The organism is Curtobacterium sp. MCPF17_003 (genome assembly GCF_003224385.1).
Taxonomy (GTDB): domain Bacteria; phylum Actinomycetota; class Actinomycetes; order Actinomycetales; family Microbacteriaceae; genus Curtobacterium; species Curtobacterium flaccumfaciens.
On the sequence record NZ_QKLC01000006.1, the window covers coordinates 57,658 to 80,300 of the forward strand.

20 protein-coding genes are annotated in these 22,643 nt (G+C 69.8%); 17 read left to right on the forward strand and 3 right to left on the reverse strand.

Annotation, left to right across the window (positions count from 1 at the left end):
* The first annotated feature begins 9 nt into the window (after positions 1–9).
* Entirely contained in the window at positions 10–510 is a 501-nt protein-coding gene (gene nrdR / locus DEJ30_RS07875; RefSeq protein ID WP_110860175.1) for a transcriptional regulator NrdR, read from the forward strand.
* The gene (locus DEJ30_RS07880; protein ID WP_110860177.1) at positions 507–1,583 is read left to right on the forward strand and encodes a quinone-dependent dihydroorotate dehydrogenase; all 1,077 of its coding nucleotides are present in this window, start codon (positions 507–509) and stop codon (positions 1,581–1,583) included. The genes nrdR and DEJ30_RS07880 overlap by 4 nt, the downstream gene beginning before the upstream one ends.
* A 140-nt stretch (positions 1,584–1,723) precedes the next feature.
* Here DEJ30_RS07880 and DEJ30_RS07885 read toward each other — a convergent pair whose 3' ends face one another.
* A complete protein-coding gene (locus tag DEJ30_RS07885; RefSeq protein ID WP_110860179.1) occupies positions 1,724–2,299 on the reverse strand; it encodes a DUF3043 domain-containing protein in 576 nt (191 codons plus the stop codon).
* A gap of 52 nt (positions 2,300–2,351) precedes the next feature.
* Between DEJ30_RS07885 and DEJ30_RS07890 the strand changes: the two genes are divergently transcribed.
* The 6 genes from DEJ30_RS07890 to DEJ30_RS07915 all read left to right on the forward strand — a co-directional run bounded on the left by DEJ30_RS07890 (position 2,352) and on the right by DEJ30_RS07915 (position 8,990).
* Complete coding sequence (locus DEJ30_RS07890) at positions 2,352–3,803, forward strand: dipeptidase (protein ID WP_110860181.1); 1,452 nt, start codon at positions 2,352–2,354, stop codon at positions 3,801–3,803.
* A 58-nt stretch (positions 3,804–3,861) separates the two neighbouring features.
* Entirely contained in the window at positions 3,862–4,230 is a 369-nt protein-coding gene (locus DEJ30_RS07895; protein ID WP_110860183.1) for an iron-sulfur cluster assembly accessory protein, read from the forward strand.
* A 156-nt stretch (positions 4,231–4,386) separates the two neighbouring features.
* On the forward strand, positions 4,387–5,289 hold the full coding sequence (gene coxB, locus DEJ30_RS07900; RefSeq protein ID WP_110860185.1) for a cytochrome c oxidase subunit II: 903 nt from the start codon (positions 4,387–4,389) through the stop codon (positions 5,287–5,289).
* Between the two features lie 11 nt (positions 5,290–5,300).
* Entirely contained in the window at positions 5,301–7,037 is a 1,737-nt protein-coding gene (ctaD, locus tag DEJ30_RS07905; RefSeq protein WP_250893043.1) for a cytochrome c oxidase subunit I, read from the forward strand.
* A 4-nt stretch (positions 7,038–7,041) separates the two neighbouring features.
* Entirely contained in the window at positions 7,042–7,458 is a 417-nt protein-coding gene (locus DEJ30_RS07910; protein WP_110860187.1) for a cytochrome c oxidase subunit 4, read from the forward strand.
* Positions 7,459–7,616: 158 nt separating this feature from the next.
* A complete protein-coding gene (locus DEJ30_RS07915) occupies positions 7,617–8,990 on the forward strand; it encodes a glucose-6-phosphate dehydrogenase (RefSeq protein WP_110860189.1) in 1,374 nt (457 codons plus the stop codon).
* Positions 8,991–9,200: 210 nt separating this feature from the next.
* On the opposite strand, the gene DEJ30_RS07920 is transcribed toward DEJ30_RS07915, so the two are convergent.
* Together DEJ30_RS07920 and DEJ30_RS07925 are read right to left on the reverse strand one after the other, a co-directional pair.
* A complete protein-coding gene (locus DEJ30_RS07920; RefSeq protein ID WP_110860191.1) occupies positions 9,201–11,117 on the reverse strand; it encodes a glycoside hydrolase family 15 protein in 1,917 nt (638 codons plus the stop codon).
* A gap of 78 nt (positions 11,118–11,195) precedes the next feature.
* Positions 11,196–12,260: an App1 family protein gene (locus DEJ30_RS07925; protein ID WP_110860193.1), complete on the reverse strand. Its 1,065-nt coding sequence runs from the start codon at positions 12,258–12,260 to the stop codon at positions 11,196–11,198.
* 137 nt (positions 12,261–12,397) lie between these two features.
* Between DEJ30_RS07925 and DEJ30_RS07930 the strand changes: the two genes are divergently transcribed.
* The 9 genes from DEJ30_RS07930 (at position 12,398) to cydC (ending at position 22,637) form a co-directional block, all read left to right on the forward strand.
* Positions 12,398–13,045, forward strand: a complete 648-nt coding sequence (locus tag DEJ30_RS07930) for a TetR/AcrR family transcriptional regulator (RefSeq protein ID WP_110860195.1) — start codon at positions 12,398–12,400, stop codon at positions 13,043–13,045.
* Between the two features lie 228 nt (positions 13,046–13,273).
* On the forward strand, positions 13,274–14,200 hold the full coding sequence (locus DEJ30_RS07935; RefSeq protein ID WP_071248155.1) for an ABC transporter ATP-binding protein: 927 nt from the start codon (positions 13,274–13,276) through the stop codon (positions 14,198–14,200).
* Positions 14,197–14,913, forward strand: a complete 717-nt coding sequence (locus tag DEJ30_RS07940) for an ABC transporter permease (protein WP_027465272.1) — start codon at positions 14,197–14,199, stop codon at positions 14,911–14,913. The genes DEJ30_RS07935 and DEJ30_RS07940 overlap by 4 nt, the downstream gene beginning before the upstream one ends.
* Entirely contained in the window at positions 14,910–15,638 is a 729-nt protein-coding gene (locus tag DEJ30_RS07945) for an ABC transporter permease (protein WP_027465273.1), read from the forward strand. Before DEJ30_RS07940 ends, DEJ30_RS07945 begins: the two co-directional genes overlap by 4 nt.
* Complete coding sequence (locus DEJ30_RS07950; RefSeq protein ID WP_110860197.1) at positions 15,635–16,558, forward strand: ABC transporter substrate-binding protein; 924 nt, start codon at positions 15,635–15,637, stop codon at positions 16,556–16,558. The genes DEJ30_RS07945 and DEJ30_RS07950 overlap by 4 nt, the downstream gene beginning before the upstream one ends.
* 273 nt (positions 16,559–16,831) lie before the next feature.
* On the forward strand, positions 16,832–18,244 hold the full coding sequence (locus DEJ30_RS07955) for a cytochrome ubiquinol oxidase subunit I (protein ID WP_027465275.1): 1,413 nt from the start codon (positions 16,832–16,834) through the stop codon (positions 18,242–18,244).
* A gap of 16 nt (positions 18,245–18,260) precedes the next feature.
* Positions 18,261–19,265 (forward strand): cytochrome d ubiquinol oxidase subunit II, encoded by a 1,005-nt coding sequence (cydB, locus tag DEJ30_RS07960; RefSeq protein ID WP_110860199.1) that lies wholly within the window; start codon positions 18,261–18,263, stop codon positions 19,263–19,265.
* Positions 19,266–19,275: 10 nt separating this feature from the next.
* The gene (cydD, locus tag DEJ30_RS07965; protein ID WP_110860201.1) at positions 19,276–20,952 is read left to right on the forward strand and encodes a thiol reductant ABC exporter subunit CydD; all 1,677 of its coding nucleotides are present in this window, start codon (positions 19,276–19,278) and stop codon (positions 20,950–20,952) included.
* Complete coding sequence (gene cydC, locus DEJ30_RS07970) at positions 20,949–22,637, forward strand: thiol reductant ABC exporter subunit CydC (RefSeq protein ID WP_110860203.1); 1,689 nt, start codon at positions 20,949–20,951, stop codon at positions 22,635–22,637. The genes cydD and cydC overlap by 4 nt, the downstream gene beginning before the upstream one ends.
* Positions 22,638–22,643 lie beyond the last annotated feature (6 nt).

Here is a 22,643-nt window from a genome sequence, read left to right on the forward strand (position 1 = left end):
GGGAACGACATGTTCTGCCCCTTCTGCCGCCACCCGGACTCCCGCGTCGTCGACTCACGGACGAGCGACGACGGAACCTCCATCCGCCGCCGTCGTCAGTGCCCCAACTGCGGTCGACGGTTCTCGACCACCGAGACCGCATCGCTCAACGTGGTGAAGCGCAACGGTGTCACCGAGCCGTTCAGCCGCGACAAGATCGTCTCCGGCGTGCGCAAGGCGTGCCAGGGACGCCCGGTCACCGACGGCGACCTGGCCGTGCTCGCCCAGCGCGTCGAGGAGACCGTACGGTCCTCCGGATCCAGCCAGATCGACGCGAACGACATCGGCCTCGCGATCCTCGCGCCCCTGCGGGAGCTCGACGAGGTCGCCTACCTGCGGTTCGCGAGCGTCTACCAGGCGTTCGACTCGCTCGAGGACTTCGAGGACGCCATCGGCCAGCTCCGCCGCGACCACCACGGGGCATCCGACGCGGCCGCCGGGTCGTCCGCACCGTCCGGCACGCGCGCGTGAGCGGCATCGCCGAACGGATCGTGCGCGGCGGGTACCGCGTCGTGTTCCGCTCCGTGTTCGCGAACATGGACCCGGAGCGCGCCCACCACCTCGCGTTCGCCGTCATCGCGGGGCTGCCCCGCGTGCCGTTCCTGAGCGGCGTCGTCGAGCGGTACTGCCGTCCGGCGGCGGCCGACGGCGTCACCACGATGGGCATCCACTTCCCGTCGCGCTTCGGCCTGGCGGCCGGGTTCGACAAGGACGCCCGCGGCATCGCCGGTCTCGGCCTGCTCGGCTTCGGCCACGTCGAGGTCGGCACCATCACCGCCAAGCCGCAGCCCGGCAACGAGCGCCCGCGCCTGTTCCGGCTGATCGGCGACCGCGCCCTCATCAACCGCATGGGCTTCAACAACCACGGCGCCGCAGCGGCCGCCCGACGCCTCGAGCGCGCCCGCCGCAACCCCGGCCGACCGGTCATCGGCGTGAACATCGGCAAGAGCCGGGTCGTCGCCGTCGAGGACGCCATCGACGACTACCTCGAGTCCACCCGTCGGCTCGCCACGTTCGCGGACTACCTGGCGGTCAACGTCAGCTCGCCGAACACGCCCGGCCTGCGCGGACTGCAGGAACTCGACCAGCTCCGACCGCTGCTGTCCGCGGTGCGTGACGCCGCCGGCCGGACGCCGGTGCTCGTCAAGATCGCACCGGACCTGACCGACGAGCAGATCGACGCGATCGCGGGCCTCGCGGTCGAGCTCGGACTGTCCGGGGTGATCGCGAACAACACGACGATCTCCCGCGACGGCCTGACGGCCGATCCGTCCGACGTCGAGGCGATGGGTGCCGGGGGCCTCTCCGGTGCGCCGGTCGCCGTTCGCTCGCTCGAGGTCCTGCGACGCGTCCGCGCCGCGGTGCCCTCCGACTTCTGCGTCATCGCCGTCGGTGGTGTGACCACCGAGCAGGACGTGCAGGACCGCATCGACGCGGGAGCCACGCTCGTGCAGGGCTACACGGCGTTCCTCTACGAGGGACCGACCTGGGCCGCGCGCATCAACCGGCTGCGCCGCCGGCGGCTGCGTCTCGCCGCGCGGTAGATGCGACCACCTGACGGACTGGAGGCCCGTGGCGACACCGCCACGGGCCTCCAGTCCGTCGTGTGGGTGCGGGAACGACGGAGTGGAAACGACGAAGCGCCGCCCGGCATGCCGGGCGGCGCTTCGTCATGTGCGTGTGGCTAGAGCGTGGGGTACTGCCCACGCCGGACCTGGGGCTTCGGCAGCCGCAGGAAGCGCAGCTGCCACGCCCGCGTGAGGATGTAGAGGAACGTGCCGCGCTGGAACTCGCCGAACTTGGTGGTGAGCTTGCGGCGGAGCGACAGCCACAGCACGACGCAGTCGATGATGAACAGCGCCACGAACGCCCACACCAGCAGGAGTGAGTAGGACGCGATCACGGTCTGCGCGGCCGCGAACCCGACGATCAGGAACAGCACGAGCACGGGCATCATGACCTCGCCGACGTTCCAGCGGGCGTCGATCCAGTCTCGGACGAAGCGTCGCTGCTCACCGCGGTCCTTCGCCGGCAGGTAGCGCTCCTCGCCGTTGGCCATGCCGACCCGGGCACGCTCGCGCTCCGAGTTGAGACGAGCGCGGGCGGCCTTCTTGTCGACCGGCGTGTTGCCGACGAGGGGGCGGCGGTTCGCTGCCTCTCGCTCGCGGCGGGACGGCGTGGGGCGGCCCTTGCCCTGCTCGAGGAGCTCGGCCTCGGTCGGGTTGACGGTCGTGTTGGTCTTGGGGGCTGCCTTCGCCACGGTGCGTTCCTAACGGCGGTGTGCGTGCGGGATCTCCTCTAGATTACCGGGCATGACCGACAGCGAACAGCACAGCCCCGCGACCGACCCCGCGCTCCTCGACGCCCTGCGCGAACACGTGCAGGGGGCACTGCCCACGACGATCGCCGACCTGTCCGCGCTGGTGCGCCTGCCGTCGGTGTCCTGGTCGGCCTTCGACCCGGCGAAGGTGCGCGCGAGTGCCGAGGCCGTCGCGGACCTCGCCCGGTCGACCGGGGTGTTCGGCGCGGACGACGTCAGGATCGTGCGGTCCGCGGTGTCCGGCTCGACGGCCGACGTCGCCGAGGCCGACGCCGAGACCGAACTGGGCCAGCCCGCGGTGCTCGCGGTGCGCCCGGCGCGGAACGGCAAGCCGACGGTGATGCTCTACGCCCACCACGACGTGCAGCCGCAGGGCGACGAGGCCCTGTGGGAGACGCCGCCGTTCGAGCCGACCCTGCGCGGTGACCGCCTGTACGGCCGCGGGGCCTCGGACGACAAGGCGGGCGTGATGACGCACATCGCGTCGCTCCGCGCGGTGCACGCCCAGTTCGGTGACGACCTCGACCTCGGGATCGTGCTGTTCGTCGAGGGCGAGGAGGAGTTCGGCTCGCGCTCGTTCCGCACGTTCCTGCGCGAGCAGAAGGAGCACCTCGCCGCCGACGTCATCGTCGTGGCGGACAGTGACAACTGGTCGACCGAGGTGCCGTCGATCACGGTCTCACTGCGCGGCAACGTCACCTTCAAGCTCACCCTGACCACGCTCGAGCACGCCAGCCACAGCGGCATGTTCGGGGGAGCGGCCCCGGACGCGATGATCCCCATGGTGCAGCTGCTCGCCTCGCTGCACGACGCGGACGGTTCGGTCGCCGTCGACGGGCTGACCTCGTACGAGGCCGACGTGCCGGAGCGCACCGAGGACGAACTCGCCGTCGACGCCGCACTCGTCCCCGGTGTGCGCCCGATCGGCACCGGCGCCGTGCTGTCCCGCATGTGGTTCCAGCCGTCGATCACGGTGACCGGCATGGACGTGCCGAGCGTCGCGAACGCCTCGAACACCCTGCTGCCCACGGTCTCGGCACGGGTCTCGGTCCGCGTCGCCCCCGGCCAGGACGCCAGGCAGGCGTACGCGGCCGTCGAGCGGCACCTGCGCGAGCACGTCCCGTTCGGTGCACGGATGGAGATCACCGAGCCGGACAGCGGCGACGGGTTCCTCGTCGACACCGCTGGCTGGGCCGTCCAGGAGGCCCGCACGGCCATGCGCGAGGGGTGGGGTGCCGAGGCGGTCGAGCAGGGCATCGGCGGATCGATCCCGTTCGTGTCCGACCTCGCCGCGGAGTTCCCGGACGCGCAGATCCTGGTCACCGGCGTCGAGGACCCGGACACCCGTGCCCACAGCCCGAACGAGTCGCAGCACCTCGGTGTCCTGCACCGTGCCATCGCGTCGGAGACGATCCTGCTCGCCAGGCTCGCGACGCGCAGCTGAGGGTGCTTACAATCGACGCCAGGCGCGGTGACCAGCACCGCCCGGAGGGAGACGCGCGATGAGCGACACCATCACCGGAGCACCGGCGACTGAAACGCAGTCGCACGGCGTCCTCCTGAGCGACGCCGCTGCCGGCAAGGTGGCGAGCCTGCTCGAGCAGGAGGGCCGCGACGACCTGCGCCTGCGCCTCGCCGTCCAGCCCGGCGGCTGCTCGGGCCTGATCTACCAGCTGTACTTCGACGAGCGCCTGCTCGACGGCGACGTCACGGCCGAGTTCGACGGGGTCGAGGTCGTCGTCGACAAGATGAGCGTCCCGTACCTCGACGGCGCGACGATCGACTTCGAGGACACGATCCAGAAGCAGGGCTTCACGATCGACAACCCGAACGCGCAGGGCAGCTGCGCCTGTGGTGACAGCTTCCACTGATCATCAGCGATCCGACACGCGAGCGGTACCGAGCTGCGAGTAAGCTAGGAGTGTTCCAATCAAGCTGGGAGCCAGCCATGCGCCGCCTTCGTGCGGCTCGCCGTCGGACTCGACGGGCTGACCTCCTGAAGCTCACGTCTTTTGCGAGAGGTAACAGTGCGTTCGAATCGCCGTATACGTTGGGCGGCCGTCCCGGTGGCCGTCGGTCTGGTCATCGCACTGGCTGGCTGCACGCAGCAGCAGATGAACGGATGGCTCCCCGGCACGGAGGAGACGAAGAACGTCACCAACCACACGAGCCGCATCGTCGGCCTGTGGACCACCAGCTGGGTCGTTCTCCTCGCCGTCGGACTCATCGTCTGGGGCCTCGTCATCTGGGCAGCGATCGTCTACCGCCGCCGGAAGGGCCAGACCGGCCTGCCCGTGCAGATGCGGTACAACATGCCGCTCGAGATCTTCTACACGATCGTGCCGCTGATCCTCGTGCTCGGCTTCTTCGCCTTCACCGCGAAGGACCAGGCCGCGATCGAGAAGCCCTTCGCCGACCCCGACGCCACCGTGCACGTGTACGGCAAGCGCTGGGCGTGGGACTTCAACTACATCAACAAGGACAACCCCGAAGAGAGCGTCTACTACCAGGGCATCCAGGCCCAGGAAGAAGAGAACGCCAACGGGGCGATCGACGAGTCGCAGCTGCCGACCCTCTACCTGCCGAAGGGCAAGAAGGTCGCGATCGAGCTCTCATCGCGTGACGTCGACCACTCCTTCTGGGTCATCGACTTCCTCTACAAGAAGGACATGCTCCCGGGCAAGACCAACTGGGAGTACTTCATCCCGGAGAAGCTCGGCACGTACCAGGGCAAGTGCGCTGAGCTCTGCGGTGAGTACCACTCGCTGATGCTCTTCCAGGTGAAGGTCGTCACCCCGGCGCAGTACCAGGACTACCTCGACACCCTGAAGGACCAGGGCAAGGTCGGTCTGCTCGGTGACGAGTACAACACCAACTCCAACGAACCGAACAACAAGGCGCCGGTCGAGGCGTCCAGCGAGAACAAGTAGGGGCTCGTCAGATGACAACGTCACTCGTCGGCCAACCGACCCAGACCTCGTCGCCGGACTTCCAGGCGTCGAAGGTGGGTCGGAAGGGCAACATCGTCGTCCGGTGGATCACCTCCACCGACCACAAGACCATCGGGTACATGTACCTGATCGCGTCGTTCATCTTCTTCCTGCTCGCAGGTGTGATGGCGCTCGTGATCCGTGCCCAGCTCTTCGAACCCGGCCTGCACGTGGTCGCGACGAAGGAGCAGTACAACCAGCTGTTCACGATGCACGGCACGATCATGCTGCTGATGTTCGCGACGCCGCTGTTCTCCGGCTTCGCGAACGCGATCATGCCGCTGCAGATCGGTGCGCCCGACGTCGCCTTCCCGCGACTCAACGGCTTCGCCTTCTGGCTCTACCTGTTCGGCTCGCTCATCGCGGTCGGCGGCTTCCTCACCCCGCAGGGCGCAGCCTCGTTCGGGTGGTTCGCCTACGCGCCACTGAGTGACACGACGTTCACACCAGGGCTCGGCGGCACACTCTGGGTCTTCGGGCTCGGCATGACCGGCTTCTCGACGATCCTCGGCGCGGTGAACTTCATCACCACGATCATCACGATGCGTGCCCCGGGTCTGACCATGTTCCGCATGTCGATCTTCACGTGGAACACCCTCGTGACGGCGCTCCTCGTCCTGATGGCGTTCCCGGTCCTCGCGACGGCGCTCTTCGGCCTCGGGCTCGACCGCGTGTTCGACGCGCAGATCTTCAACCCGGCCAACGGCGGGGCCCTGCTCTGGCAGCACCTGTTCTGGTTCTTCGGGCACCCCGAGGTCTACATCATCGCGCTGCCGTTCTTCGGCATCGTCTCCGAGGTCTTCCCGGTGTTCAGCCGCAAGCCGATCTTCGGGTACAAGACCCTGGTCTACGCGACGATCTCCATCGCGGCCCTCTCGATCACGGTGTGGGCGCACCACATGTACGTCACCGGTGGCGTCCTGCTCCCGTGGTTCTCGCTCATGACGATGCTGATCGCGGTCCCGACCGGCGTGAAGATCTTCAACTGGGTCGGCACCATGTGGCGCGGTTCGGTCACGTTCGAGACCCCGCTCCTCTGGGCCCTCGGCTTCCTCATCACGTTCACCTTCGGTGGTCTCACCGGCGTGATCCTGGCGTCGCCGCCGCTCGACTTCCACGTGTCCGACTCGTACTTCGTCGTGGCGCACTTCCACTACGTGGTCTTCGGCACCGTCGTGTTCGCGATGTTCTCGGGCTTCTACTTCTGGTGGCCGAAGTGGACCGGCAAGATGCTCAACGAGCGACTCGGCAAGATCCACTTCTGGCTCCTGTTCATCGGGTTCCACACCACGTTCCTCATCCAGCACTGGCTGGGCGTCATCGGCATGCCGCGTCGTTACGCGACCTACCTGCCGAACGACGGTTTCACCTGGATGAACCAGCTGTCGACGATCGGCTCGATGATCCTCGCGATCTCGTTCCTGCCGTTCATCTTCAACGTCTACGTGACCGCCCGGAACGCACCGAAGGTCGCCGTGAACGACCCGTGGGGCTACGGCCGTTCGCTCGAGTGGGCGACCTCCTGCCCGCCGCCGCGCCACAACTTCACGTCGATCCCGCGCATCCGTTCGGAGTCCCCGGCCTTCGACCTGAACCACCCCGAGGCCGGTGTGCCGATCGGTGTCGGTCCCGCGAAGGACGCCCCCGATGCCCCGACCTACGACGCCGCGAAGGGCGAGGTGAAGTAAGGCCATGCGCGCGAACACCAACCTGTTCTGGATCCTCTTCGGGTTCTTCATCCTGGCGGACGCCGCCTACACGATCTGGGCGCTGATCTACTACGGCGAGCCCGAGTGGGTGGGCACCGTGGCGATCGGCCTCACCGGCCTGATGTCGGCGTTCATCGCCTTCTACCTCGGCAAGGTCATGTCGTCCCAGGGCGGGGTCCTGCCCGAGGACCGCCCCGACGCCAACATCGAGGACGGCGACGCCGAGCTTGGGCACTTCAGCCCGTGGTCCTGGTGGCCCATCCTGCTGGCCGCCGCGGTCGGCGTGTGCTTCCTCGGCGTGGCCGCCGGCCTGTGGATCGTCCCGATCGGGCTCGTCCTCGTGGCGATCACCCTGGTCGGTTGGGTCTACGAGTACTACCGCGGCAACTTCGGGCACTGACCCGGCGCTGCAGCGCACCTGACACTTCGGGCGGCACCAGAACGGTGCCGCCCGAAGTGCGTCCAGGAGACGAACTCCGGTCCCGATCCGGAACAAACGGGCCCGCCCGCGACTTGACTGGAGCGGACCTCCCACCACAGCGAAAGGAGTCACCTCAGGTGACCGACAAGCGCACCCTCATCATCTTCGGCGCGACGGGCGACCTCGCCTCCCGCCTGCTCCTGCCGGGCCTCGGCACGTTCCTGCAGAGCGGCCGTGCAGTCCCCGTGCAGCTGATCGGCACGGGCCGCAGCGAGCGCAGCCCCGAGAAGTGGAAGGACATCGTCACGCAGTCCTTCGCGTCGCAGGACGTCAAGGGGCCGGAGGTCGACGCGACCATCGAGTCGACGCAGTTCATCCAGGGCGACCCCACCGACCCGAAGCACCTCGAGGCGCTCCTGGCCGCGGCCGAATCCGAGCCGATCCTGTACTTCGCCCTCCCGCCGCAGATCGCCTCCGACATCTGCGAGGCGCTCGAGCACGTCGAGCTCCCCGAGGGCACGACCCTGGCCTTCGAGAAGCCCTTCGGCACCGACGTCGCCAGCGCCCAAGCCCTCAACGAGACCGTGCTCAAGCTCGTCCCCGAGGACCGCGTGCACCGCACCGACCATTTCCTCGGCCGCACCACCGTGCTGAACATCATCGGTCTGCGCTTCGCGAACCGCCTGTTCGAGCCCATCTGGAACGCCGAGAACATCGAGAAGGTCGACATCTTCTACGACGAGACCCTCGGTCTCGAGAACCGCGCCCAGTACTACGACGAGGCCGGCGCGATGGTCGACATGATCCAGTCGCACCTGCTGCAGATCCTCGGCCTGGTCACGATGGACGCCCCGGCCGCGATCGACGCGGTCGAGTTCCGCTCGTCGCTCGCCCGGGTCCTGCGCTCCACCCGCCTCAAGGGCGACGACGCGAAGATCGCCTCGCGCCGCGCGGTCTACACGGCCGGCACCATCGACGGCAAGGAACTGCCGTCGTACCAGGAAGAGGACGGCGTCGACCCGTCGCGCAAGACGGAGACCCTCGCCGAGATCTCGGTCGAGGTCGACACCGCCCGCTGGGCCGGCGTCCCCTTCACGCTGCGCTCCGGCAAGGCCCTCGGCGCCAGCCGGAAAGAGGTCCTGATCACCTTCAAGCCGGTCACGCGCCTGCCCTCCGGTCTGAGCGGTCGCCCGAAGACCGACACCCTGCGCATCGTCCTGAACCCGGACGAGATCGAGCTGTCGGTGTCGGCCAACGGCGGTGGCAACCCGTTCGAGATGGGACAGGTCACCCTGTCGTCGTCGTTCAGCGACGGCGAGCTCACCCCGTACGGCGAGGTCCTGAACGGCATCTTCCACGACGACCCGCTGCTCTCAATCCGCGGTGACGTGGCCGAGCGCTGCTGGGAGATCGTGGAGCCGGTCGTCGCCGCCTGGAAGGCGGACGAGGTCCCGCTCGAGGAGTACCGCGCCGGTTCGCGCGGCCCGGCGGACTGGGAGTCGTCGTCCTGACGGACGCGTTCCCGACGTCCTGAACGGACGCACGGACGGACGGGAGGCCCGGTGCCAGCTGGCACCGGGCCTCCCGTCCGTCGTGGGGTCGCCTTCAGGGCATCGCAAGACGCCGTCGTGTCATCGAGACGCCGCCGGATCCTGCGGCGTCTCGGCGGCTTCGAGGCGTCGCGCGGAGACGACGGCGTCTTCAGGGCGGAGAGCGGGACGTCAGGCGGGGGAGCCGGCGCGCTCACCCTCGCCGGTCCACGACCGCGTGCCGCCGTCGTGGACGGGCAACCGCGTGCGGTGCCCGACGGTCGCGCCACGTGCGCGCTCGATGGCGTCCGCTGCCGACACGAGCGTCAGGTGCGACAGCACCTGCGGGGTGTTGCCGATGTGGTGCCCGGTGGCGACGTCGATCTCCTCGGAGAGCATGCCGACGTCGTTCGCGTACCCGACGAGCACGTCCATCAGGCGTTCCGCGTCCTCGACCCGGCCCGAGGCGGCGTACTGCTCCACCAACCAGAACGAGCACGCCAGGAACGGGTGCTCGGCGCCGGACAGCCCGTCGAAGCCGGCCGTCGTGCGGTAGCGGAGCACGAGGCCGTCGTCCCCGACGCGCAGGTCCTCCTCGATGGCGCGCACGGTGCCCGTCATCCGGGGGTCGTCGGCGCGGCAGAACCCGACCTGCGGCAGGACGAGCAGGCTCGCGTCGACCTCGTCGGTGTCGTAGTGCTGGCGGAACGAACCGCGCGCGGCGTTCCAGCCGTGCTCCTCGATCTCGGCGCGGACGGTGTCGCGCAGGGTGCGCCAGCGGTCGACGGGGCCCGCGAGGCCGAACTCCTCGACCGCGGCGACCCCGCGGTCGAACGCGGCCCAGATCATCACCCGCGAGTGGGTGAAGCTGCGCCGCGGGCCGCGCATCTCCCAGATGCCGTTGTCCGGCTCCTGCCAGTGCTCCTCGACGTAGCCGAGCAGCGCCCGCTGCAGCGCCCAGGAGTCGGCGTTCTCCTCGACACCGAGCTCGCGGGCGTCGTGCAGTGCCGCGAGCACCTCGCCGAAGACGTCGCCCTGGTACTGCGTCGAGGCCCCGTTGCCGACGCGCACGGGCGTCGACCCGAGGTACCCGGGCAGCTCGGGCAGTTCCCGTTCGGGCAGCTCGCGTTCGCCGGCGATGCCGTACACGATCTGCACGTCGGCGGGGTCACCCGCGATCGCGCGCAGCAGCCAGCCACGCCAGTGCGTGGCCTCGTCGCGGTAGCCGTGGGCGATGAGCGACGCGAGCGCGAGGGAGGCGTCGCGCAGCCACACGTAGCGGTAGTCCCAGTTGCGTTCGCCGCCGGGGTCTTCCGGCAGGCCCGTGGTCGCGGCTGCGACGACGCCACCGGTCTCGCCGTGGGTCATCGCGCGGAGGAACACCAGCGACCGTCGTGCGGCGTCGGCGTACCGACCGGTGGTCTGCGCTGGGGCGGTCCACGCCGTCCACCACTCCACCGTGTGGGCGAGGGCCGCGTCGACGTCGAGCGGCTCCGGAGGTTCGCGATGCGAGGGGTACCACGTGAGCACCGTGTCGAGCACGTCGCCGTCGTGGACCGTCGTGACGGCGGTGTGCCGGTGGTCGTCGGCGCGGAACTGCGGCCCCCGGACGATCACCGAGCCCGGACCGGCCGTCGCGAGCAGCGCCGGTTCGTCGTCGTCTCCGATCTGCCGGATCCACGGCAGGGCCCGCGAGTAGTCGAACCGGATCCGGAGCGTCTGCCGGAGCTCGACGGTGCCGCGGAGCCCACGCACCCGCCGCACGATCGAGGGGCGGTGCGCTCCGACGGGCATGAACTCGGTGACCTCGACCACGCCGTCACGGGTGGTCCAGACGGTCGAGAGCACCAGGGTGTCGCCCTGGTACCGCCACTCGGCGGTGGCGTCACCGTCGACGGGCCGCAGCGTCCAGTGCCCGTGGTCCTCGGTGCCGAGCAGCGAGGCGAAGGTCGACGAGCTGTCGAAGCGCGGCAGGCACGCCCAGTCGATGGTCCCGTCGCGGCCGACCAGGGCAGCGGTGCCGGTGTCGCCGATCAGGGCGTGGTCCTCGATGCGGTTCGGCGGTGTGTGTGGTGCGGCTGGGGGTGGTGCGGCCGGCTCGGTGCTCATGGACCGATCGAACACCCGATGCCCGAGCACTGCGGTCGGCCGAAGGGACTCCGGGCCGAGATCGTGATGAAGGGTCGCTCAGGCCGGGTCGGAGGCGTCGGACTCGATGATGCCGACGCGCGCGAGCTCGCTCCACAGGCCGGCGCCGTCCGGTGCGTACACCCAGGGCGCCGACGAGTCACGGGAGCGTTCCTGCGCCCGCGAGCGACCACCGGCCAGGACCGCTTCGCTCGTGGACAGCTGCCGGATGGCGACGCCCGCGACGTTGTCCGGGTGCTCCCGCGAGAAGTCGCCGTAGAGGGTCTCGTCGTGCTGTCCGTCGTCGCCGACCAAGAGCCAGCGGATGTCCGGGAAGTCCTTGGCGAGCCGCCGCAGGTTCTCATGCTTGTGCAGTTGACCGCTGCGGAAGAACCGGTCGTGGGTGGGACCCCAGTCGGTGAGCAGGAGCGTGCCGGACGGGTACATGTTGCGCGACAGGAAGCGCTGCAGCGTCGGGGCGACGTTCCATGCTCCCGTCGACAGGTAGACCGTCGGGGAACCGGGGTGCTGCGCGAGGATCCGCTCGTACAGCACGGACATGCCCGGCACCGGGCGGCGGGCGTGCTCGGTCAGGACGAACGAGTTCCAGGCGGCGAGCATGGGGCGGGGGAGCGAGGTCACCATGACGGTGTCGTCGATGTCGGACAGCAGCCCGAAGCGGGTGTCCGGGTGCACGACGAACACGTCGGCCTCGACGTCGCGCCCACCGCCTGCCGACAGCCGCACCGTGCGCCAGCCGGGCTCGAGGTCGATCGGGACGATGGTGTCGACGACGCCGCCACGGTCGGTCTTGACCACGTGGGAGACGCCGCCGGCGGTGACGGTGACCTCGGCGTGGTCGACGGCGACGCTCGTGAAGCTCTTCCAGCCGCGGACGCCGGCGTAGGAGACGTCGGAGGCGAGACCGCGGCGCGTCAGCAGCACACGGCAGAGGATGCGCACCCAACCGGGCGCGCCGTAGCCGGTGTACGGGACCACCGTGGGCACCAGTCCGCGACGGCGTGCACGGTGCTCGCGGAACTCCTGGACGGCGTCCTCGATGCGGGCCGCGCGGTGCAGGAGCGGCTCGGCCAACGACGGCTCGTGGGGCGTCGGGTCGGGCATGGCGTCATCATCCCATGGACGGCTGACGAATCCGCGCGCTGGCGGAACTGGTGAGTCGCAGCCACGTTCCAGGCGGGTTCTGCGAAAGTTGTCCCCGTCACACCAACCAACCGCGCTGGAGCGCAAGAGGAGAACACGTGCTCGTCACCGAGGTAACGAACGCTCTGCCGGGGGGATCATCACTGCTCAGGAACGAGCCGGTCCAAGCCCGCAGTTCGGCGCGCCTCGCCGGCCTCCTCGACGCCGCAGCCGCGGTGATCGACGAGATCGGGTTCGAACGGCTCACGACCGCCATGGTCGCCGAGCGCGCGGGGGCGTCGATCGGCACCGTCTACCGGTACTTCCCGGACCGCATCGCCGTGGTCGAGGCACTCGCGATCCGCTGCACCCAGCGGCTCGCCTCCCGCTTCGTCGAGGTGCTCGACGCCAGCGGCGCCGAGACCTGGCAGGACGCCAACGACGCGCTCATCGACATGACCGCCGACATGTACCGCACCGAGCCCGGCTTCCGGGCCATCCGCTTCGGCGACCCGGCGGACACCGGCACGGGCGATGCCGAGGACCGCATGGGCGCGCTCGGCGCGACCGTCGGCCAGATCATGCGGGACCGCTTCGGCCTGCCGGACGACGAGCGCATCGCCCGTGCCTGGGTCGTCCTCGCGGAGTCCGGTCACGCGGTGCTGGCACGGGCGCACCGCGACCGCGAACACCCCGACACGGAGCTGATCGAGGAGTACCGCCGGATGAACCGAGCGCACCTGGAATCGGTGATCGCCGCGTCCTGACCACCCAGTCAGCCAGCGCGACACGCCGGTGACCGATCCGATCCGCCCGCGCCTCCGAACACCGAGGCGCGGGCGTCGTCGTCCCCGCCGATCCCGTCGAGCCCGTCGGCATCCCCGCCGCCCTGCGCACCGCCGCGGGTCCGTCACGGATCGTCACAGCGAACCGATGTCGGCACCCCCGGGTACTCTCATCCGGAGTCGGGCTACCTCCGAACAGAAGGGCACCCCATGATCGAGTTCCGCTCGGTGCGCAAGACCTACCCGGACGGCACGACTGCGGTCGAGCACTTCGATCTGGTCATCCCGTCCCGGACCACCACCGTCTTCGTCGGATCCAGCGGCTGTGGCAAGACCACGCTGCTCCGCATGATCAACCGCATGGTCGACCCCACCTCCGGAACCGTCGAGATCGACGGCTCGGACGTCGCCGGGATCAACCCCGTCGAGCTCCGTCGCCACATCGGGTACGTCATGCAGAACTCCGGACTGCTGCCGCACCGCAAGGTCGTCGACAACATCGCGACCGTCCCGCTGCTGACCGGCGTCTCCAAGGCCGACGCGCGGAAGCGCGCCCTCGAGCTCATGGACACCGTCGGGCTCGACCGTGCCTTCGCCGACCGCTACCCGTCACAGCTCTCCGGCGGCCAGCAGCAGCGCGTCGGTGTGGCCCGCGGGCTGGCCGTCGACCCGAACATCCTGCTCATGGACGAGCCGTTCGGTGCGGTGGACCCCCTGGTGCGGAACGACCTGCAGGACGAGCTCATCCGCCTGCAGCGTGAACTCGGCAAGACCGTCGTGTTCGTGACGCACGACATCGACGAGGCGTTCAAGCTCGGCGACCAGGTCGTCATCCTCAAGAAGGGCGGCGAGATCGCCCAGCAGGGGACGCCGGCCGAGATCCTCGCCGCGCCCGCCGACGACTTCGTTGCCACGTTCATCGGTGCCGGCCGCGGGCGCCGCGCACTCCGTGTCGAGCAGACACCGACGGGTCCGATCGTCGTCGACGGTGAAGGCCGCGCGGCCGGCGTACTGACGGGTCCCGTCGGGGTCGTCGACGCCGCCGAGGCCGTGCCGCAGTCCGACGCTCGAGCAGCAGAGGCCGGAGCGTCGCACGACGCACCGGGTGCTCCGGCGCAGGGTGGGGGCACCCGGTGAAGTGGGTGCTGGCGAACCTCGACACGATCTGGGACAACACCCTCTCCCACCTCGCGATCGCGATCCCGCCGATCATCGTCGCGTTCCTGCTGTCGATCCCGATCGGGTGGCTGGTGGTCCGGCTGCAGCGCCCCGGTGGGTCGCGCTTCGCATCGGGTGTGGGCAGCAGTATCGTGACCCTCGCCGGTCTGCTCTACGCCATCCCGTCGCTCGCCCTGTTCGTCGCGCTGCCGAGCATCATCGGCACCGGCCTGCAGAGCCCGATCAACGTCGTCATCGGCTTGACGCTGTACGGCCTCGCACTGATGGTCCGGTCCACGGTCGACGGGCTGACCTCGGTCGACTCCGAGACCAAGTCCGCCTCGACCGCCATGGGCTACTCACCGGCGCAGCGGTTCTTCCGGGTGGAGCTCCCGCTCGCCGGTCCGGTCCTGCTGGCCGGGCTCCGGGTGGTCTCGGTCTCCACGATCTCGCTGACCACGGTCGGCGCGGTCCTCGGCATCCCGAGCCTCGGTCTCCTGTTCACCGACGGCCTGGGGCGCGGGATCTACGAGGAGATCCTCTCCGGCATCGTGATGGTGCTCGTGCTCGCCTTCGCCCTCGACGGCCTCCTCGTGCTGCTCGGGCGGCTGGTCATGCCGTGGACCCGGACGAACTCGGTGTCACGCCGACAGGCCCGCCGGGTCCTGCAAGCAGCGGAGGTCTCCTCGTGATCATCGGACAGGCCTTCGCGTGGGTGTTCGACCCCGCGAACTACGGCGGCTACAACGGCATCCCCCAGCGCCTCTGGGAGCACGTCTGGATCACCCTGCTCGCGGTGCTCATCGCCGCCGTCATCGCCGTGCCGGTCGGGTACGCGATCGGCCACACGCGCCGTGCTCGTGGCTTCTCGATCGCCGTGTCCGGCGGGGTGCGGGCGCTCCCGACGCTCGGCGTGCTCTCGCTGTTCGGGCTGCTGCTCGGCATCGGGCTGCAGGCTCCCTTGCTCGCCCTCGTCATCCTGGCGATCCCGTCGGTGCTCGCAGGTGCGTACTCCGGCATCGAGTCCGTCGACCCGGGGGTCGTCGACGCCGCGAAGGCCCAGGGCATGACCGGCTGGCAGATCCTGTGGAAGGTCGAGATCCCGCTCGGGCTCCCGCTCCTGATCGGCGGCATCCGTGCCGCTGTGCTGCAGGTCGTCGCAACGGCCACGCTCGCCGCGTACGTCGGGGCCGGTGGCCTCGGCGGGTACTTCTTCCTCGGCCTGAAGACCCAGGACTACGCCGAGATGCTCGGCGCCTCCATCCTCGTGATCGCCCTCGCGATCGCGTTCGAGATCGTGTTCGCCGTGCTGCAGCGGGCGGCGGTGCCGAAGGGCACCGCGGACCCGTCGGCCCGACAGCGTCAGGGGTCGCGTGAGCGAGCCCGCAATCCACTCCCGGAAGGAAATCCCTCGTGATCACAGCACCCAAGATCCGCGCCGGTGTCGCCGCCGCGATGGCGGTGGGCGTCGTCGCCGCCCTCGCCGGCTGCGCGTCGAGCGACCCGCTCGACAGCGGCTCCAGCGATTCGTCCGACTCGAAGACCATCGTCGTCGGATCGCAGCAGTACTACTCGAACGAGATCATCGCCGAGCTCTACGCCCAGGTCCTCGAGAAGGACGGCTTCGACGTGAAGCGCAACTTCAACATCGGGCAGCGTGAGGTCTACATCCCGCAGCTCGAGAAGGGCGCCATCGACGTCATGCCCGAGTACAGCGGCAACCTGCTGCAGTACTTCGACAAGGACTCGGACGCGAAGACCGCCGACCAGATCGACGACGGGCTCGACAAGGCCCTGCCGAAGGGCCTCCGGGTCCTCGACGAGGCCGACGCGACCGACCAGGACAGCTACACCGTCACGAAGAAGTTCTCCGAGGACAACGACGTCACGAGCCTCGCCGACCTGAAGAACGTCGACGAGAAGCTCACCGTGGGGGCCAACTCCGAGAACCAGACGCGGCCGTACGGGCCGAAGGGGCTCAAGTCGGTCTACGGCGTCGACGTCGACTTCAAGGCGATCGAGGACGGTGGTGGCGCCCTGACCGTCAAGGCGCTCAAGGACGACACCGTCCAGCTGGCGGACATCTACACGGCCGACCCGAGCATCAAGGCGAACGGCTTCGTCACGCTGAAGGACCCGGAGAACCTGATCCTGCCGCAGAACGTCGTGCCGGTCGTCTCGAAGAAGGTCGACGAGAAGGCTGCGGACGCGATCGACTCGGTCAACGAGAAGCTCACGACCGAGGCTCTGATCGAGCTCAACACCAAGAGCACGGCCGACAAGGAGAAGGCGTCCACCATCGCCGAGGACTGGCTCAAGGCCGAGGGTCTGCTCTAGCACCTGGCGGAAAGTAAAACGACAGGCGTCGGGTATCTACCCGGCGCCTGTCGTCGTTCACGGAGTGGCCAGCGCGAACATCGGTTCCGCACGGTTGTGCCGTGCAGAGGCTGTGCACGTTTGTGCACAGGGCGGTTCTACAAGTTGTCGAACTGGGGCGCGGCGCGATAGCGTTTGTGGTGTCCCAAGGGCTGTGACACCTGATGTATCCGTTCCACAGGAAGCAACTGACGTGCACGAACAGCGCGCGGCCACCCGTCTCGGAATCGCCGCATGAACGACCTCCTCGATCCGCTCCTCCTGTCGCGGTGGCAGTTCGGTCTGACGACCATCTACCACTTCCTCTTCGTCCCGCTGACGATCGGCATGGCAGCCGTGGTGGCCGTGTTCCAGACCGCCTGGTACCGGACCGGCCGCGCGCACTACCTGCAGCTGACGCGGTTCTTCGGGCGGATCTTCCTGATCAACTTCGCGATGGGTGTCGTGACGGGCATCGTGCAGGAGTTCCAGTTCGGCATGAACTGGTCGAACTACTCGCGCTTCGTCGGTGACGTCTTCGGCGCACCGCTCGCGCTCGAGGGGATCCTGGCGTTCTTCTTCGAGGCGGCGTTCATCGGCATCTGGATCTTCGGCTGGGACCGCCTGCCCAAGGGCCTGCACCTGGCGAGCATCTGGTGCGTCAGCGCCGGCACGATCATGTCCGCGTACTTCATCATCGCCGCGAACGCGTTCATGCAGCACCCGGTCGGCTTCGCGATGAACGAGGCCAAGGGTCGTGCGGAGCTCACCGACATCTGGGCGGTGCTCGGCAACAAGGTCGCCCTGGCCGCGTTCCCGCACACGCTCTTCGCCTGCTTCATGGTCGCCGCGGCGGTCATCATCTCGGTCGCGGCCTACCACCTGGCCCGCAACCAGAACCTCGAGACGATGATGCCGGCGCTCAAGTTCGGCATGTGGACGATGCTCGCGGCCGGCGCGCTGACCGTCCTGACCGGCGACCAGCTCGGACTGACGATGGTCGACACGCAGCCGATGAAGATGGCGGCGGCCGAGGCGCTGTACAACACCGCGACCGGTAAGGACGCCTCGTTCTCGATCTTCACGCTCGGTACCCCCGACGGTGTGCACGAGCTGTTCTCGATCCGGGTGCCGTACCTGCTGTCGTTCCTGTCGACGCACACGTTCAACGGCACGGTCGAGGGCATCAACGACCTGCAGGCGCAGTACACGCAGGTGTACGGCCCCGGCGACTACAAGCCGATCATCTGGGTCACCTACTGGTCGTTCCGCTGGATGATCGCCCTCGGCGTCGGCGCGGTCATGGTCTCGCTGGTCGGGCTGTGGCTGACCCGCAAGGGCCGGTTCCCGACGCAGCGCTGGGTGTGGCGCATCGCCACCTGGACCGTGCCGCTGCCGATGGCCGCGATGATCGTCGGCTGGGTCTTCACCGAGATGGGCCGCCAGCCGTGGCTCGTGTTCGGGCTGCTCCAGACGAAGGACGGTGTGTCGCCGAACGTGACCGGGCTCGAGGTCCTCATCTCGCTGCTGGTCTTCACCCTGATCTACGGCTCGCTGGCCGTCGTCGAGTTCAAGCTCATCAAGAAGGTCGCGCAAGAGGGGCCCGCCGACCCGGACGAGGTCGACGAGGAGACCGGCGAGGTCAAGCACGAAGTGACGGTCTACTAGAAATGGACGCTGCCTGATGGATCTCCCCGTTCTCTGGTTCGCGATCGTCGGCGTCTTCTTCGTCGGCTACTTCGTCCTCGACGGATTCGACTTCGGTGTCGGTATGTCCCTGCCGTTCCTCGGCAAGGACGACACCGACCGTCGGGTCCTGATCAACACCATCGGCCCGGTCTGGGACCTCAACGAGACCTGGGTCATCGTCGCCGGGGCCTGCCTGTTCGCGGCGTTCCCGGAGTGGTACGCCACGATGTTCTCCGGGTTCTACCTGGCGCTGCTGCTCATCCTCGCTGCACTCATCGTCCGAGGGGTGTCATTCGAGTACCGGCACCAGAACAAGCACCTCGAGTGGAAGCGCCGCTTCGACCTGATGATCATCGTCGGCAGTGCCGTGCCGTCGTTCCTGTGGGGCGTCGCGTTCGGCAACGTCGTCCGTGGCATCCCGATGGACGCCGGGCACAACTACACCGGCACGATCTTCGACCTGCTCAACCCGTTCGCGCTGCTGACCGGTGCCGCGACGCTGCTGGTGTTCTTCACCCACGGGGTCGTCTTCGTCGCGCTGAAGACCGAGGGCGAGATCCGCGTCCGCGCCAAGCGGCTGGCGACCCGGGCCGGCATCGTCACGATCGTCGTCGGAGCCGCGTTCCTGGTGTCGATGGCCTTCGTCCGGGCCACCCCGGCCTCGCTGGTGCTCTCCGTGGTCGCCGCCCTCGCCCTGGTCCTCGCGGTGCTCTGCAACGCCTGGGGCAAGGAGGGGCGCGCCTTCACGCTGATGGCGGTCACCATCGCCGCGATCGTGCTCGCGATGTTCACGGCGATCTTCCCCGACGTCATGCCGGCGTCGAACGACGTCGCCAACAGCCTGAACGTGTACAACGCCTCGTCCGGGGCGTACACGCTGACCGTCATGAGCTGGGTCGCGCTGATCTTCGTGCCCCTGGTCTTCGCGTACCAGGCCTGGACCTACTGGGTGTTCCGCAAGCGCGTCTCCCGCGCCCAGGTCACCGCGGCCGCGCACTAGGCGGACGACGATGAAGCCCCTCGACCCCCGACTCCTGCGGTTGTCCCGGACGGCGCGCGGCTTCATCGTCGCTGCCGCCGGCACCGGCGTCCTCCGCACGCTCGCGACCATCGCGATCGCGTGGGGGATCGCCGCGGCCGTCACCCTCGGGGTCGACGCCGTCGGCGACGGTACGGTCCCGGCGGCGTTCGGGCAGGCGCTCGCACTGCTCGGCGGCGCGTTCGTCCTGCGCGCGGTGGCCGCCTGGGCGACCGACGACCTGGCGGCACGCGCTGCTGCGAAGGTGAAGAGCGAGATGCGCACGACGGTGCTCGCCCGCGCCGCCGAGCGTGGTCCGTCGTGGCTGGCCGGCCGGTCGAGCGCCGGCTTCGCCACCACGCTCGGCCCCGGGCTCGACGCACTCGACGCCTACTTCGGCCGGTACCTGCCGCAGCTCGCGCTCACCGCGATCGCGACGCCGATGCTCCTGGTCGCGATCGGCCTGGGCGACCTGACGAGCGGGCTGATCATCCTGTTCGCCCTGCCGGTGATCCCGGTCTTCATGATCCTGATCGGCCTGGCGACGCAGTCCCTGCAGCGGAAGCAGTCGGACGCCCTCGCGAAGCTCGGTGGCGCCTTCACCGAAGCCGTCGAGGGGCTCGCCACGCTCAAGGTCTTCGGCCGTGCGCGCCGCCAGGTCGGTCGCATCGGGGCGGTCACCGACGAGTACCGCCGCGGCACGATCGGCGTGCTCCGGCTGTCGTTCGTGAGCGGCTTCGCGCTCGAGCTCGCCGCGAGCCTGTCCGTCGCACTGGTCGCCGTCTCGATCGGCATCCGCCTGGTCGACGGCTCGCTCGGCCTCGGCGCCGCGATGTTCGTGCTCGTCCTGGCCCCGGAGGCCTTCGCCCCCATCCGCCAGGTCGGCGCCGACTTCCACGCCGCCCAGGACGGCGTCGAGGCCTCGGCCGCGGTGCTCGACGTGCTGGCCCACGACGAGACCGCATCGCCGTCCGCGACCGGCAGCAGCGGCGGCAGCCGGACCGACACGGACACCGCAGCACCCGCCACCGCCCTGGACGTCCGCGGGCTCACCGTCCGCCGACCCGACGTCGTGATCGGACCGTTCGACCTGCACGCCGAGCCCGGCACCGTCGTCGTGCTCGCCGGCCCGAGCGGCTCCGGCAAGTCGAGCATCATCGCGGCGCTCCGCGGTGTCCTGCCGCACGACGGTGCCGTCACCGTGCCCGGCCCGGCCGGTGCCTCCGTCGCCGAGCGCACCACGTGGGCCGACCAGCGGCCGCGTCTCGTCCGCGGGACGATCGCCGAGAACGTCGCGCTCAGCGCGACCCCCGAGGACGCCGACGTGCGCACCGCCCTGGGCGACGCGGGGCTGGGACTCGACCCGGGCCTCCAGGTCGGTGCCGGTGGCAGCGGACTGTCCGGCGGCCAGGCACAGCGTGTCGCCGTCGCCCGCGCGCTGTACCGCGCGCGCCGCGCAGCCACGCCCCTCGTGCTGCTCGACGAGCCGACGTCCGCGCTGGACGCCGAGGCCGAGGCGCGGGTCGTCGCGGCCGCCCGTGGCCTGGCGGCCGACGGCGCGGTCGTCGTGGTCGCCAGCCACCGACCGGCGGTCGTCGCCGCGGCCGACGTCCGCGTGGACGTCCGCGTCGGCGGTTCCGTGACGGTCCGCAGGGGGGTGCGCGCATGAGCCGGGAGGCCCGTGGCCGCTCCGTCCTGCGGCTCGCGATGCCGCACGGGTCCGGTTGGGCGAAGGCGGTCGCCGCCGGGTCGCTCAGCGCGGTCTGTGGCGTCGCGCTCCTCGCCGCGAGCGGCTACCTGATCACCCGTGCCGCCGAGCACCCGCCGATCCTGTACCTGACGCTCGTGATGGTCGGCGTGCGCGCCTTCGCTCTCGGGCGGGCCGTGCTGCGGTACGTCGACCGGCTCGCCGGGCACGATGCGTCCTTCCGGCAACTGGCCGTGGTGCGGACGGAGATGTACCGGCGGCTGGCGTCGATCGCGCCCGCCGGACTCGGGCGGACCGGACGCGGCGACCTCATGACGCGCCTGGTCACCGACACCGATCGGCTGCAGGACCTGCCGATCCGCGTCGTCGGCCCGCTCGTCTCCGCCGGGGTCGTCGCGGTGCTGTCGGTCATCGCCGTGGCGCTCGTGTCGGTGCCGGCGGCGATCGTGCTCCTCCTCGCGCTGGCGGTCGCGGCCCTGGTCGGCACCGTCGTCACCCGGTCGATCGCCGAGCGCTCCGACCGCGAGACCGCCGCAGACCGGGGTCGCGTCGCGGACCTCGTGCTCGACACCGTCCGGACGCTCGACGTCTTCGCCGCCTACGGCACCCTCGACGAGCGGCTCGCGCACATCGCCCGGCTCGACGCCGGCGTCACCCGGGCCGTCCGTCGCCGTGGCTCGGTCGAGTCGCTCGTCGGTGCCCTGGTCGGCCTGGTCGGTGGCGGTGCGGTGATCGGGATCCTCGCCGTCGGTGCCCCCGCCGTGGTGTCCGGTGCGCTCGACGGTCCGCTCTGGGCGCTGGCGGTCTTCGTGCCGCTGGCGCTCTTCGAGGTCGTCGGGACCGTCCCGCTCGCCGTCCTGACGCTCCGCCGCGTGCGTGCCGCGGCGGAACGGGTCGAGCAGGTCGTGCCCGCCGAGGTGCCCGTCGGCATCGTCCCAGAGCCCGACGAGGACGCCGACCCAGCGTCGCTGGTGGTCGAGGGTGCGGTCACACTCGCCGTCCACGACCTGACGATCCGCTGGCCGGGGGCGGCCGAGCCCGCGGTCGACGGGGTCTCGTTCACGCTCGCGCCCGGCGAGGTCGTCGTGCTCCAGGGGCCGAGCGGTGCCGGCAAGTCGACCCTGGTCGACGCGCTCGTCCGGTTCGTGGAGCACGAGGGCTCCTACACGCTCGACGGCGTCGAGGCGAAGGCGATGCACCCGGACGCGGTGCGGGCGCGGGTCGGCCTGATCGAACAGGACCCGTTCGTGTTCGACCAGTCGGTGCGGCAGAACCTGCTCTTCGCCCGCGAGACCGCGACCGACGCCGAACTGCTCGCCGTGCTCGACCGGGTCGGCCTGGGGGACTGGGTCGTCCGACGGGGCGGGCTGGACGCCTCGGTCGGGGAACGCGGCGTGCTCGTGTCCGGCGGCCAGGCGCACCGGCTCGCGCTCGCCCGCGCACTGCTGCACGCGTTCCCGGTGCTGGTGCTCGACGAACCGACCGCCGACGTCGACCCGGACCTCGGTGACGCCGTGCTGCGTGACCTCGTCACCACGGCCCGCGCAGCGGGTCGGACGGTCGTCATCGTGTCGCACGTCCCGGTGGCGCCGGACCTGGTCGACCGCACCCTGCGGATGCGGGACGGACGCCTGCTCGCAGGGTGAGCCGAC